This window comes from Cellulosimicrobium sp. I38E (assembly GCF_001647255.1).
Lineage (GTDB): Bacteria > Actinomycetota > Actinomycetes > Actinomycetales > Cellulomonadaceae > Cellulosimicrobium > Cellulosimicrobium cellulans_E.
Window position 1 is genome coordinate 175,340 of record NZ_LUAZ01000028.1, and the last position, 12,485, is coordinate 187,824.

A 12,485-nucleotide genomic window follows, 5' to 3' on the forward strand; every position below is an offset into this window, starting at 1 on the left:
AAGGACATCATGCGCACCGCCGAGATCCGCAAGCGCTGGCTCGACTACTTCGCCGACCGCGACCACACCGTCGTGTCCTCGGCGTCGCTCGTCTCCCCGGACCCGTCCACGCTGTTCACCATCGCGGGCATGGTCCCGTTCATCCCGTACATGACGGGCGAGCAGACCCCGCCGTGGGACCGTGCGACGAGCGTCCAGAAGTGCGTGCGCACGCTCGACATCGACGAGGTCGGCAAGACGACCCGCCACGGCACGTTCTTCCAGATGAACGGCAACTTCTCCTTCGGTGACTACTTCAAGGAAGGCGCGATCACCTACGCCTGGGACCTCGTCACGGGCTCGCGCGAGGAGGGCAAGTACGGGTTCGACCCGGAGACCGTCTGGGTGACCGTCTACCACGACGACGACGAGGCGCGGCAGCTCTGGAAGCGGATCGCCGGCCTGCCGGACGAGCGCATCCAGGCGCGCGGCAAGAAGGACAACTACTGGTCCACGGGCCAGCCCGGTCCCGCCGGCCCGTGCTCGGAGATCTACATCGACCGCGGCCCGGAGTTCGGTCAGGAGGGTGGCCCCGTCGTCGACGAGGACCGCTACCTCGAGATCTGGAACCTCGTGTTCATGCAGTACGCGATCGACGACGTGAAGTCGAAGGAGGAGTTCCGGATCGTCTCGGAGCTCGCGCGCAAGAACATCGACACGGGCATGGGCCTGGAGCGCGTCGCCTACCTGCTCCAGGGCAAGGACAACCTCTACGAGATCGACGAGGTGTTCCCCGTCATCGCGGCCGCCGAGGCGCTCTCGGGCAGGCGCTACGGCGCGAACCAGGAGGACGACGTGCGCATGCGCGTCGTGGCCGACCACGTCCGCTCGGCCCTCATGATCATGAGCGACGGCGTGCGCCCGTCCAACGAGGGCCGCGGCTACGTGCTGCGCCGCCTGCTGCGCCGCTCCGTGCGCGCGATGCGTCTGCTGGGCGTGGAGGACCGCGCGATGCCGGCGCTGCTCCCGGTGAGCCGCGACGCGATGGCGCCGTCGTACCCGGAGGTCGCGACCGACTTCGAGCGCATCTCGACCGTCGCCTACACCGAGGAGGACGCGTTCCGGCGCACCCTCACCTCGGGGACGACGATCCTCGACACGGCCGTCACCAAGGCCAAGGCCGCCGCGGGGACGGGCGGGGTGCCGCTGCTCGGCGGCGACCAGGCGTTCGCCCTGCACGACACGTACGGCTTCCCGATCGACCTCACGCTCGAGATGGCCGCCGAGCAGGGCGTCCAGGTCGACGAGAAGGCGTTCCGCGCGCTCATGACCGAGCAGCGTCAGCGCGCCCGCGCCGACGCGCTCGCCAAGCGCTCGGGCGGGGTCGACACGGCCGCCTACGAGTCGCTCGCGGGCGAGCTCTCCGCGCCGGTGGAGTTCCTCGGCTACACCGAGTCCTCGGCCGCCGTGCGCGTGGCCGGGCTGCTCGTCGACGGCGTGCCCGCGCCCGCCGCGACCGCGCCCGCCGACGTCGAGGTCGTGCTCGACCGCACGCCGTTCTACGCGGAGGCCGGCGGCCAGCTCGCCGACCACGGCACGATCGTTCTCGACGGCGGCGCGACCATCGAGGTCGACGACGTCCAGCGCCCGATCAAGGGCCTGTCGGTGCACCGGGGCCGCCTCGTCGAGGGGACAGCGGCGCTCGGCGACCCCGGCACCGCGACGATCGACCGGGACCGCCGCAAGGCGATCAGCCGCGCCCACTCGGCGACGCACATGATCCACAAGGCCCTCCAGGAGTCGCTCGGCAAGGACGCGACTCAGGCCGGGTCGGAGAACGCGCCGAGCCGCATCCGGTTCGACTTCCGTCGCTCGTCGGCCGTGCCCGCGGGTGCCCTGTCGGAGATCGAGGAGCGGGTCAACACCCAGCTCCAGGAGAACCTCGAGGTCACGGACCAGCTCATGCCGATCACCGAGGCGCGCGCCCTGGGCGCGATGGCGCTGTTCGGCGAGAAGTACGGCGACGTCGTCCGCGTGGTGTCGATCGGCGGCGACTGGTCGCGCGAGCTGTGCGCGGGCACGCACGTGCAGCAGACGGGCCAGCTCGGCCTCGTGACGCTGCTCGGCGAGTCGTCGATCGGCTCGGGCGTGCGGCGCGTCGACGCGCTCGTCGGCGACGGCGCGTACGGGTTCCAGGCCAAGGAGCACGCGCTCGTGGGTCAGCTCACCGGTCTGCTCAACGTGCGGACCGAGGAGCTGCCGGACCGCGTGGGCGCGCTCGTGTCCCGTCTGCGCGACGCCGAGAAGGAGCTCGCGCAGCTCCGGCAGGGCCAGCTCCTCGCGGTGGCCGGCACGCTCGCCGCGGGCGCGGAGCTCGCGGGCGGCACGCGCGTCGTCGTGCACGATGCCGGCGAGGTCGCCTCCGCGGACGACCTCCGCGCGCTCGCGCTCGACGTGCGCGGCCGCCTCGGCGAGTCCGAGCCCGCGGTCGTCGCCGTCGGCGGCGTTGCGAAGGGCCGCCCGCAGGTGGTCGTCGTGACCAACGCGTCGGCCCGGGCCGCCGGCCTGCGCGCGGGCGTGCTCGCCAAGGCGGCCGCCCAGACGCTCGGCGGTGGTGGCGGCGGCAAGGACGACATGGCCCAGGGCGGCGGGACGGACGTGTCCGCGCTGCCCGCCGCGCTCCAGGCCGTGCGCGACGGCGCCGCAGTCGCCGCGTGACAGGCGTCCCCCGGCTGCCCGGTGACGACGAGCGCGCCCCCCTCACGCGGGGGGCGCGCCTCGCCGTCGACGTCGGCAGCGTGCGCGTCGGGCTCGCGGCGAGCGACCCCGACGGGCTCGTGGCGACCCCGGTCGAGACGCTCGCGCGCGACACGCGCACCGGCGCCGCGGTCCCGTCGGACATCGCCCGGATCGCGGCCGAGGTCGAGGAGCGCGGGGCACGCGTGGTCTACGTGGGCCTCCCTCGCCACCTCTCCGGGAGCGAGGGTGCCGCCGCCCAGGGCGCGCGGGCGTACGCTGGACGGGTGGCACGCGTCGTCGCACCGGTGCCGGTGCACCTCGTCGACGAGCGGATGTCGACCGTCAGCGCCCACCAGGCACTGCACGCGTCGGGACGCGCCGGCAAGAAGCACCGCAGCGTCGTCGACCAGGCCGCCGCCGTTATCATTCTGCAATCCGCTCTCGACGCCGAGCGGGGCGCGGGGGCGCGCGCCGGAGAACCTGTAGACCCGACAGGAGACCACCGACCGTGACCGACCTGTTCGAACGGCCCGCCGTCCAGGGCGAGCAGCAGCCCGCGCGCTCGTCGCGCTCGGAGCAGCGTGCCCGCCGTGCGGCGAAGAAGCGACGCCAGCGCCGGCGCCGCCGCGCCCTCGTGGTGCTGCTCGTCTCCCTCCTCGTGGTGGGCGGTGCGGGGTACCTCCTGCTCAACAACGCCTCCGACCTCTTCGGGTTCGACAACCCGCTCGAGGCCAAGGACTTCGAGGGCCCGGGCACCGACCCCGTCGACGTGGTCATCGAGCCCGGCTCGACCGGCCGCGACATGGGCGCGGTGCTGACCGAGGCGGGCGTCGTCGCCAGCTCGGCGGCGTTCGCCAAGGCGTTCGAGGAGAACCCCAACGCGGGGAAGATCCAGCCGGGCACCCACACCCTCCTTCTCGGAATGCCTGCCAAGGACGCCGTCGCGCGCCTCGTCGCGAACGACTCGCGCGTCGAGACGAAGATCACCATTCCCGAGGGCTACACGGTCAAACAGATCCTCGAGAAGGCGTCCTCCGTGACGGACATCCCGGTCGCCGACTTCGAGGCCGCCATGGCCGACACCGCCGCGACGGGCCTGCCGGCCGAGGCCAACGGCAACTACGAGGGCTGGCTCTACCCGACGACGTACGTCCTCGAGCCCGGAGACGTCAACGCCACGGGCATCATCCAGAGCATGGTGAGCCAGACCACGAGCGAGCTCGCCGACCTCGGTGTCCCGCCGGAGCGCTTCCAGGAGGTGCTCACGATGGCGTCGATCGTCGAGTGGGAGGGCAAGAACGCGGAGCAGCGGGGGATGGTCGCGCGCGTGATCTACAACCGCATCGAGGACGGCATGCCGCTCGGCATGGACGCGATCGACGTCTACGGGCTCGGCAAGCCGGCCAACCAGATCACGAGCGAGGAGTTCCAGAACCCCGACCTGCCCTATGCGTCGCGCGTCCACCAGGGCCTGCCCCCGACCCCGATCGGGAGCCCCAGCCGGGAGAGCGTGGAGGCGGTCATGAACGCCCCCGCCGGCCCGTGGCTCTGGTACGTCACGGTCAACCTGGAGACCGGCGAGACGAAGTTCACGGACAAGTACGCGGAGTTCGAGCAGTTCAAGCAGGAGTACCGGCAGTGGGTCGCGGAGAACGGCGGGTGAGCGCGAGGCGCGCGCCGCGGCGGGCGGCCGTCCTCGGCCACCCCGTCGCGCACTCGCTGTCCCCGGTGCTGCACCGGGCCGCGTACGACGCCCTCGGCCTCGACGGCTGGACGTACGAGGCGATCGACACGACCGAGGAGCAGCTCCCGGCGCTGGTCAACGGGCTCGACGCGTCGTGGGCGGGTCTCAGCCTGACCATGCCGCTCAAGCACGCGGTGATCCCGCTGCTCGATCACGTCGACCCGCTCGCGAACGTCGTGGGCGCCGTGAACACGCTCGTCGTGCAGCCCACGGGCGGCCGGCGTCCCACGTTCGTAGGGACGAACACCGACGTGCACGGGCTCGTCGCCGCGCTCCGCGAGGGACTGGGGGAGCGGGACGCGAGGACCGCCGTCGTGCTCGGCGCGGGCGCGACGGCCGCCTCCACGCTGGCCGCCCTCGCCGAGCTCGGCTGCACCGCGCCGACGGTCCTGGTGCGCTCGCTCGGGCGGACCGGCACGCTCCAGCGCGCCGCGCACCGCATGGGCGTCGAGCCGCGGTTCGAGATCCTCGACGCGTCGTCCTCGGCGCTCGTCGATCGCCTCGGGCAGGCCGACGTCGTCGTCGCGACCCTTCCGTCGCGCGCGGCCGACCCGGTCGCGGAGGCGCTGGCACAGGCGGCCGCGCCGGTCGCGGGCGTGCTGCTCGACGTCGTCTACGACCCCCGTCCCACGGCGCTCTCCGCGGCGTGGGACACGGCGGGCGGCATCGTCGTGGGCGGCGAGCGCATGCTCTTGCACCAGGCGGCCGAGCAGGTGCGCCTTATGACCGGCAAGGTGGCCCCGCTCACCGCGATGGACCAGGCGCTCGAGGCCGCCCTCGGCGTCGCGGCCTGACGGCCGGTCGGAGACCGTCGGTCAGGACCGCGGGCCGGACGCCGCCGTCAGGCGATCGCGTACGCCCGGAGCGCCGCGTCGCCGAGCACGGCGGCGATCCCCGCCCCGGCGACCATGAACGGGCCGAAGGGGACCGCGGTGTCACGGCGCGCGCGCCGCGTGACGACGAGCGCGAGCGCCCACACGCCGCCGAGCACGAACGGCAGGACGAGACCGGCGACGAGCTCGCCCCACCCGAGCCAGGCGAGCGGCGTGCCGAGCATCCCGGCGAGCTTCACGTCGCCGAAGCCGAGGCCCGGCGGGTACGCGATCCGCAGCGCGGCGTAGGCACCGAAGCCCAGGAGACCGCCGGCGAGGGCGCGGCCGAGGGCGGCGCCGTCACCGGTGCCGACCGCGGCGACGCCGAGCAGGAGCACGGCTCCGAACCACGTCGGCAGGACGATCACGTCGGGCAGCCGGTGCGTGCGCGCGTCGACCACGGCGACGAGCGCTCCCGCCGCGGCCACGAGCACGAGGGCCGGCGTGGCCCACGACGCACCCGACCACCAGGCCGTGCCGACCGCGGCGACCACCGCGAGGGCGGCCCCGAACGTCCCGGAGAGCCGGAGCTCGCGGACCAGGTCGTCGCCCCGGCGTCGCCCCCAGCGGTGCTCGTCGTCGGCTTCTCCCCGCTCGACCGCCACCGGTGTGGCGCCCCGAGCCGGCGTGCCGTCCGTCCTCGTCCCGTCCCCCTGCTGGACCATGCGCGGCACCGTAGCGCTCCCGCCCCGCGCGCGCCGCCGTCGTCCACAACCCGCCGGTCCGCACTGCGGGCGCCCGCCGGGACGTGCCCGCCGACATGGGAGGATGGCGATCATGCTGCGTTGGTTGACATCGGGTGAGTCGCACGGTGAGGCGCTGGTCGGGATCCTCGACGGGCTTCCCGCGGGCGTCGAGCTCACGACGGACGACGTGCGCGCCGCGCTCGCCCGCCGCCGCCTCGGGTACGGGCGCGGGTCGCGCCAGAAGTTCGAGCAGGACGTGCTGCGCGTCCTGGGCGGGTTGCGCCACGGCGTGACCCAGGGTGGCCCGCTCGCGCTCGAGATCGCGAACTCGGAGTGGCCCAAGTGGGTCGACGTCATGTCGTCCGACCCGGTGCCGCCCGAGGCTCTCCAGGTCGACGCCGGCACGGGCGACGTGCGCGAGATCGCGCGCAACCGGCCGCTCACGCGTCCGCGCCCCGGCCACGCCGACCTCGTGGGCATGCGCAAGTACGGCTTCGACGACGCCCGGCCCGTGCTGGAGCGCGCGTCGGCCCGCGAGACGGCGACGCGCGTCGCCCTCGGCGCCGCGGCCGCGAAGTTCCTCGAGCAGGCGCTGGGCGTCCGGCTCGTGTCGCACGTCGTGGGCATCGGACCCGTCGAGGTGCCCGAGGACGCCGCGGTACCGGGGCCGGACGACGTCGCCGCGCTCGACGCCGACCCGGTGCGCTGCTTCGACGCCGCCACGTCCGCCGCGATGGTCGCCGAGATCGACGAGTGCCAGAAGGCGGGCGACACGCTCGGCGGCGTCGTCGAGGTGCTCGCCTACGGCGTCCCGTCGGGCCTCGGCACGTACGCGCAGAGCGACCGTCGCCTGGACGCCCGGCTCGCCGCCGTGCTCATGGGCATCCAGGCGATCAAGGGCGTCGAGGTCGGAGACGGCTTCCGCACCGCCCGCCGCCGCGGTTCTGCGGCGCACGACGAGATCGAGCGCGGCACCGACGGTCGCATCCACCGCCTGAGCAACCGCGCCGGCGGCGTCGAGGGTGGGATGTCGAACGGCGAGGTCGTGCGTGTGCGCGCCGCGATGAAGCCGATCTCGACGGTGCCGCGCGCGCTCGCGACGGTCGACGTCGTGACGGGCGAGGTCGCCAAGGCCCAGCACCAGCGCTCCGACGTGTGCGCCGTCCCGCCGGCGGCGGTCGTCGCCGAGGCGATGGTCGCCCTCGTGCTCGCGGAGCAGGCGCTCGAGAAGTTCGGCGGCGACTCCGTCGCGGAGGTCCGCCGCAACGCCGAGGCCTACCTCGCCGCGATCCCGGAGCTCCAGCGCTGATGACGCCCGTCCCCGCGGGCACGCGCCCGGTCGTCGTCCTCGTCGGCCCGCCCGGCAGCGGCAAGTCGACGGTCTCGCGGCACCTGGCCGACCTGCTGGGCCTCGCGCAGCGCGACACGGACACCGACGTCGAGACCGCGGCGGGCAAGCCCGTCGCCGACATCTTCGTCGACCACGGCGAGCCGCACTTCCGCGAGCTCGAGCGCGAGGCCGTGACGACGGCGCTCGCCACCCACGACGGCGTGCTCGCCCTGGGCGGCGGCGCCGTCCTCGACGAGCACACCCAGACCGCCCTCGCGGCCTACGTCGCAGCGGGCGGCGCCGTCGTGTTCCTCGACGTGAGCCTCGCGCACGCGGCGCCGCGCGTCGGGCTCAACCAGTCGCGCCCGCTCCTGCTGGGCAACCCGCGGGCACGGTGGGCCGCGCTCATGGAGGCGCGGCGTCCCGTCTACGAGCGGGTCGCGACGCTGCACGTCGTCACCGACGCGCGCACGCCCGCGCAGGTCGCCCAGGAGATCCGGGCACACCTCGCGGACAGCGCGGCGGACGGTGCCGCGGCGCCCGCCCCCGCCGACACCCCGGCCGAACAGGAGAACGCGTGAGCGACACGACCCCCGCCCCGGACACCGAGCCCGTCGCCGGGCCGACCGGCGAGCGCCCCGCGCCGACGCGCGTGCGGGTCGCCGGGGACCAGCCGTACGACGTCGTCGTGGGCCGGCACCTGCTCGGCGAGCTCCCCACCATGCTCGGCGACCGGGTGCGCCGCGTGCTCGTGGTCCACCCCGCGGCGCTCGCCGCGACGGCCGAGGTCGTCCACGAGGACCTCAAGGCGTCGGGCTACGAGGCGTACGTCGCGGAGGTCCCGGACGCGGAAGAGGCCAAGACCGCGCAGGTCGCGGCGTTCCTGTGGGGCGTGCTCGGCCAGCTGGACTTCACGCGCACGGACGCGGTCGTCACGGTCGGCGGGGGCGCGACGACCGACCTGGGCGGGTTCGTCGCGGCCACCTGGCTGCGCGGCATCCGGGTGGTGCACGTGCCGACGACGCTGCTGGCGATGGTCGACGCCGCCGTCGGCGGCAAGACGGGCATCAACACCGCCGAGGGCAAGAACCTCGTCGGGTCGTTCCACCCGCCCGCGGGCGTGCTGTGCGACCTCGCGGCGCTCGAGTCCCTCGGGCGCTGGGACTTCGTCGCCGGCATGGCGGAGGTCGTCAAGACGGGCTTCATCGCGGACGAGCGCATCCTCGAGCTCGTCGAGGAGCACGCGGCCGCGCTGAGCGCATGGGGCACGCGCCCGACGACCGACGAGACCTGGGCCGTCGTGTCCGAGCTCGTCGAGCGGTCGATCGCGGTCAAGGCACGCGTCGTGGGGGAGGACCTCAAGGAGGCGGGCCTGCGCGAGATCCTCAACTACGGGCACACGCTGGGCCACGCGGTCGAGCTCACGGAGCGCTACCAGTGGCGCCACGGCGCCGCGGTGTCCGTCGGCATGGTGTTCGCGGCCGAGCTGTCGCGCCTCGCGGGGAAGCTCGACGACGCCGTCGTCGAGCGGCACCGCGCGATCCTCGGCTCGCTCGGCCTGCCGCTCACGTACCGCGGCGACCGCTGGGAGCAGCTCCTGTCCGCCATGCGGCGCGACAAGAAGTCGCGCGGCGACCTCCTGCGGTTCGTCGTGCTCGACGACGTCGCGCGCCCCACCCGGCTCGAGGGCCCGGACCCGACGCTCCTCGCCGCGGCCTACGCCGAGATCGCGGCCGACGCGCCGGTGGGACGCGGCCCCGTCGCGCTCTGACGTCGCGACGCCCGCGCGCTCAGGCCCACAGGCCGCGCGCGCGGAGCACGTCGCGCAGCAGGTCGGCGCGGTCGGTGACGATCCCGTCGACCCCGAGGTCGAGCAGCCGGTGCATCGTCGCGCGGTCGTTGACGGTCCACGCGTGCACCGCGACGCCTGCCCGGTGCGCGGCCCGGACGAACCCCGAGTCGACGACGCGCACCCAGCCCCCGCGCACGGGGACCTGGAGGCAGTCGACCGAGCGCGCCGCGAGCCGGGCCAAGGCGTCGGTACGCGCCCGCCCGGCGAGGAACATGCCCAGGACCGCGCCCCGCGCGCCCGAGACGGTGACGGGGCGCGAGAGCCGTGCCACCGTCGCCTCGCGGCGCGACGCCGCGAACGACGCGACGCACACGCGGTCGTGCGCGCGCGTGCGCTCGATCGCCCGCGCGACCGGCTCGGCGGCGGCCGCCGACTTCACGTCGACGTTCACCCGCAGGTCCGGCCACGTCCCCAGCACGTCCTCGAGCGACGGCACCGGCTCGGTCCCGCCGATCCGCGCCGCACGCACGGTCCGCCACGGGAGGTCGGCCACGAGCCCGTGCGCGTCCGTCGTGCGGTCCAGGGACGCGTCGTGGAGCGCGATCGCCACGCCGTCCGACGTCGCGTGGGCGTCCGTCTCGACGTATCGCAGCCCGAGGTCGCGGGCGGCCGCGAACGCCGCCATCGAGTTCTCCAGGCCCGCGCGCGAGAACCCGCGGTGCGCGAGCGCGACGAACGGCGCCTCCAGGTAGCCGCTGCCGGCGCGGCTCGTCGTGGCGCTCACGCCGGCCCCCGGGCGGCACGGTCGTCGATCCGGTCGGCGCGGGCTGGCACGCAGGTCGCGAGGATCACCCGGCCAGCGTGCACGACGGCGCCGCCCGACGCTCGTCGAGCCGTACCCCACCCGTGGTCCGGCCACGGGACGAGCCCGCGCGGCACACGCGGAGCCTGCGCCGCTAGGCTCGGGCGCCATGGAACGCGTGCTGGTCCTCAACGGACCCAACCTCGGCCGGCTCGGTGTGCGCGAGCCGGAGATCTACGGCTCCGCCTCGATGGCCGACCTCCAGGAGTCCGCCCGCGCGTGGGGGAGCGCGCTCGACCTCACGGTCGACGTGCGGCAGACCGACGACGAGTCCGAGCTCGTGGGCTGGCTCCACGAGGCCGTCGACGCCCGCGCCCACGTGGTGCTCAACCCGGCCGCGTTCACGCACTACTCCTACGCCGTGCGCGACGCCGCGGCGCAGGTCACGACCTCCGGCCTCCTGCTCGTCGAGGTGCACCTGAGCAACCCCGCTGCGCGGGAGGCGTTCCGCAGCCACTCCGTCGTCGGGGCGGTCGCGACCGGCACGATCGCGGGGTTCGGGTTCGACTCGTACCGGCTCGCGCTCGAGGCCCTCGCGGCTCGCCTGCGCGGGTGACCGGCGTCCTGCAACCGTCCTGGCACCCTTGATACGCCCCTATCAAGTCACCATGCTTGATCTCTTCACCTCAAGGCTCTAGCCTGGATCGCATGTTCGTCCTGACCGTCGACCAGCGGGGGAGCACCGGCCACCGCGACCGCGTGCCCGAGGTCCTTGCGCGCCTCGAGGGGCTCCTGGCCGACCGGCCCGGGCTCGTGGTCCCGTTCGACCGGACCGTGGGCGACGAGGTGCAGGGCGTGCTCGACGACCCGGCGACCGTGGTCGACGCCGTGCTCGACCTGCTGCGCGACGGCGGCTGGAGCGTCGGCGTCGGCGCGGGGGCCGTCGACGAGCCGCTGCCCGCCGCCTCGCGGGAGGCGTCGGGGGAGGCGTTCGTCCGGGCGCGCGAGGCGGTCGAGCAGGCCAAGTCGCGCGCGGCCACGGCGCCCGTCGCCGTCCGCGGCGAGCCGACGGCGCGCGCCACGGAGGTCGAGGCGCTCCTGCGCCTGCTGGCGGCCGTCGTGGACCGGCGGACCGCTCCGGGGTGGGAGGCGGTCGACACGCTCGCGCGTGTGGGTGGCACCCAGAAGGATGTGGCCCAGGCGCTCGGGGTGTCCGAGCAGGCGGTCAGCCAGCGGCTGCGCGCGGCGCTGTGGCCCGAGGAGGCCGCGGTGCGGCCCGTGGTCGCGAGGCTGCTCGGCGAGCTCTGCGTGAGTCGTCGGAGCGGGCCGCCGGAGGAACGGCGGGAGGGCAGGGAATGACGGACCCGGTGTCGGTCGTGCTGGTGGTCGTGGTGTGGGTCGTCGCGCTCGCCGCGAGCGTGCTCGGGGGAGGCCCGGTGACGCAGTGGGTGCTGCGCGCCGCGGCGCGCGCGGGCGACCCGGCCCGTCAGCGCCCTGGCCGCGCCGCGCGACCGCGGACCGCGACGGGCGCCGCCGACCCGGCGGCCGTCCCGGTGCCCCCGCCCCCGCCGCCGGCGACGGGGCCCATCGGCACGGAGGCCGTCAAGGCGCTGCGGGGCGGCACGTGGATCGGGATCCTCGAGCGGTTCGCGATCACGGGCTGCCTGCTCGCCGGCGAGCCCGGGGGGATCGCCTTCGTCGTCGCGATCAAGGGCCTGGGGCGCTACCCGGAGCTGCGCGAGCACCCCGTCGCGTCCGAGCGCTTCGTCATCGGGACGCTCGCCTCGATGTGCTGGGCGGCGACGGTGGGTGTCGCGGCGAACGCGGTCCTCGTCGCGCTGGGGTAGGACGCTCCGGTAAGATCGTCAAGGCCCATTTCCCGCTCCGCCCTCGTGCGCCCGGTCGACTCGCGTCGTCCGGTGCCGCGGAGCCCGTAGACCCTCCGACAGGAAGACGAACGTGGCGACCACCAACGACATCAAGAACGGCACCGTGCTGCGACTCGACGGCCAGCTGTGGACCGTGATCGAGTTCCAGCACGTCAAGCCCGGCAAGGGTGGCGCGTTCGTCCGCACCAAGATCAAGAACGTCATGACGGGCAAGACGATCGACAAGACGTTCAACGCCGGCCTCAAGATCGAGACGGCCAACGTCGACCGCCGCGACTTCCAGTACCTGTACCAGGACGGCGCGGACTACGTGTTCATGGACACCTCGACGTACGACCAGATCACGGTCTCGCCGGAGATCGTGGGCGACGCCAAGGACTACATGCTCGAGAACCAGAACGTGCTCATCGCGTCCAACGACGGCCAGCCGCTCTACATCGAGCTCCCGGCCTCGGTCGTCCTCGAGATCACGTACACCGAGCCCGGCCTCCAGGGTGACCGCTCCACGGGCGGCACCAAGCCGGCGACGCTCGAGACGGGCGCGCAGATCCAGGTCCCGCTCTTCCTCGAGCAGGGCACCAAGGTCAAGGTCGACACGCGCGACGGCTCGTACCTCGGCCGCGTGAACGACTGACGCCGGCACCGACGGGCT

Annotated in this window: 13 protein-coding genes; 11 read left to right on the forward strand and 2 right to left on the reverse strand. The window is 74.4% G+C overall.

The window, feature by feature from the left end; all coding sequences use genetic code 11:
• Positions 1–9 precede the first annotated feature (9 nt).
• The 4 genes from alaS to A0J59_RS10745 are packed head-to-tail and all read left to right on the forward strand — an operon-like array spanning position 10 to position 5,256.
• On the forward strand, positions 10–2,697 hold the full coding sequence (gene alaS / locus A0J59_RS10730) for an alanine--tRNA ligase (RefSeq protein ID WP_064316081.1): 2,688 nt from the start codon (positions 10–12) through the stop codon (positions 2,695–2,697).
• Entirely contained in the window at positions 2,694–3,230 is a 537-nt protein-coding gene (gene ruvX / locus A0J59_RS10735; RefSeq protein ID WP_231581950.1) for a Holliday junction resolvase RuvX, read from the forward strand. The genes alaS and ruvX overlap by 4 nt, the downstream gene beginning before the upstream one ends.
• Positions 3,227–4,381: an endolytic transglycosylase MltG gene (gene mltG / locus A0J59_RS10740; RefSeq protein ID WP_047234518.1), complete on the forward strand. Its 1,155-nt coding sequence runs from the start codon at positions 3,227–3,229 to the stop codon at positions 4,379–4,381. The genes ruvX and mltG overlap by 4 nt, the downstream gene beginning before the upstream one ends.
• Positions 4,378–5,256, forward strand: coding sequence for a shikimate dehydrogenase (locus A0J59_RS10745; RefSeq protein ID WP_064316082.1), 879 nt, complete (start codon positions 4,378–4,380; stop codon positions 5,254–5,256). The genes mltG and A0J59_RS10745 overlap by 4 nt, the downstream gene beginning before the upstream one ends.
• Before the next feature lie 47 nt (positions 5,257–5,303).
• Here A0J59_RS10745 and A0J59_RS10750 read toward each other — a convergent pair whose 3' ends face one another.
• Positions 5,304–5,999 carry an A24 family peptidase gene (locus tag A0J59_RS10750; protein WP_172820040.1) on the reverse strand — a complete coding sequence of 232 codons (696 nt, stop codon included), beginning with the start codon at positions 5,997–5,999 and terminating at the stop codon, positions 5,304–5,306.
• 112 nt (positions 6,000–6,111) lie between these two features.
• Here A0J59_RS10750 and aroC point away from each other — a divergent pair, with 112 nt between their 5' ends.
• The 3 genes from aroC (at position 6,112) to aroB (ending at position 9,121) form a co-directional block, all read left to right on the forward strand.
• A complete protein-coding gene (gene aroC / locus A0J59_RS10755; RefSeq protein WP_047234249.1) occupies positions 6,112–7,329 on the forward strand; it encodes a chorismate synthase in 1,218 nt (405 codons plus the stop codon).
• Positions 7,329–7,931: a shikimate kinase gene (locus tag A0J59_RS10760; protein ID WP_047234239.1), complete on the forward strand. Its 603-nt coding sequence runs from the start codon at positions 7,329–7,331 to the stop codon at positions 7,929–7,931. Before aroC ends, A0J59_RS10760 begins: the two co-directional genes overlap by 1 nt.
• 71 nt (positions 7,932–8,002) lie before the next feature.
• Positions 8,003–9,121: a 3-dehydroquinate synthase gene (gene aroB, locus A0J59_RS10765; protein WP_047234248.1), complete on the forward strand. Its 1,119-nt coding sequence runs from the start codon at positions 8,003–8,005 to the stop codon at positions 9,119–9,121.
• A gap of 19 nt (positions 9,122–9,140) precedes the next feature.
• Here aroB and A0J59_RS10770 read toward each other — a convergent pair whose 3' ends face one another.
• A complete protein-coding gene (locus tag A0J59_RS10770; RefSeq protein WP_047234238.1) occupies positions 9,141–9,926 on the reverse strand; it encodes a glycerophosphodiester phosphodiesterase family protein in 786 nt (261 codons plus the stop codon).
• A 187-nt stretch (positions 9,927–10,113) separates the two neighbouring features.
• Between A0J59_RS10770 and A0J59_RS10775 the strand changes: the two genes are divergently transcribed.
• The 4 genes from A0J59_RS10775 (at position 10,114) to efp (ending at position 12,467) form a co-directional block, all read left to right on the forward strand.
• Entirely contained in the window at positions 10,114–10,560 is a 447-nt protein-coding gene (locus tag A0J59_RS10775; protein WP_047234237.1) for a type II 3-dehydroquinate dehydratase, read from the forward strand.
• A gap of 92 nt (positions 10,561–10,652) precedes the next feature.
• On the forward strand, positions 10,653–11,303 hold the full coding sequence (locus tag A0J59_RS10780) for a hypothetical protein (protein ID WP_047234236.1): 651 nt from the start codon (positions 10,653–10,655) through the stop codon (positions 11,301–11,303).
• Complete coding sequence (locus tag A0J59_RS10785) at positions 11,300–11,791, forward strand: hypothetical protein (RefSeq protein WP_047234235.1); 492 nt, start codon at positions 11,300–11,302, stop codon at positions 11,789–11,791. Before A0J59_RS10780 ends, A0J59_RS10785 begins: the two co-directional genes overlap by 4 nt.
• Before the next feature lie 112 nt (positions 11,792–11,903).
• Positions 11,904–12,467 carry an elongation factor P gene (efp, locus tag A0J59_RS10790; RefSeq protein WP_047234234.1) on the forward strand — a complete coding sequence of 188 codons (564 nt, stop codon included), beginning with the start codon at positions 11,904–11,906 and terminating at the stop codon, positions 12,465–12,467.
• The last annotated feature ends 18 nt before the right edge of the window (positions 12,468–12,485 follow it).

Bases quoted from the DNA above. Each gene is read 5' to 3' on its own strand.
- alaS (WP_064316081.1), top strand. From the start codon at position 10: ATGCGCACCGCCGAGATCCGCAAGCGCTGGCTCGACTACTTCGCCGAC.
- A0J59_RS10750 (WP_172820040.1), bottom strand. From the start codon at position 5,999: ATGGTCCAGCAGGGGGACGGGACGAGGACGGACGGCACGCCGGCTCGG.
- aroC (WP_047234249.1), top strand. From the start codon at position 6,112: ATGCTGCGTTGGTTGACATCGGGTGAGTCGCACGGTGAGGCGCTGGTC.
- A0J59_RS10760 (WP_047234239.1), top strand. From the start codon at position 7,329: ATGACGCCCGTCCCCGCGGGCACGCGCCCGGTCGTCGTCCTCGTCGGC.
- A0J59_RS10775 (WP_047234237.1), top strand. From the start codon at position 10,114: ATGGAACGCGTGCTGGTCCTCAACGGACCCAACCTCGGCCGGCTCGGT.
- A0J59_RS10780 (WP_047234236.1), top strand. From the start codon at position 10,653: ATGTTCGTCCTGACCGTCGACCAGCGGGGGAGCACCGGCCACCGCGAC.
- A0J59_RS10785 (WP_047234235.1), top strand. From the start codon at position 11,300: ATGACGGACCCGGTGTCGGTCGTGCTGGTGGTCGTGGTGTGGGTCGTC.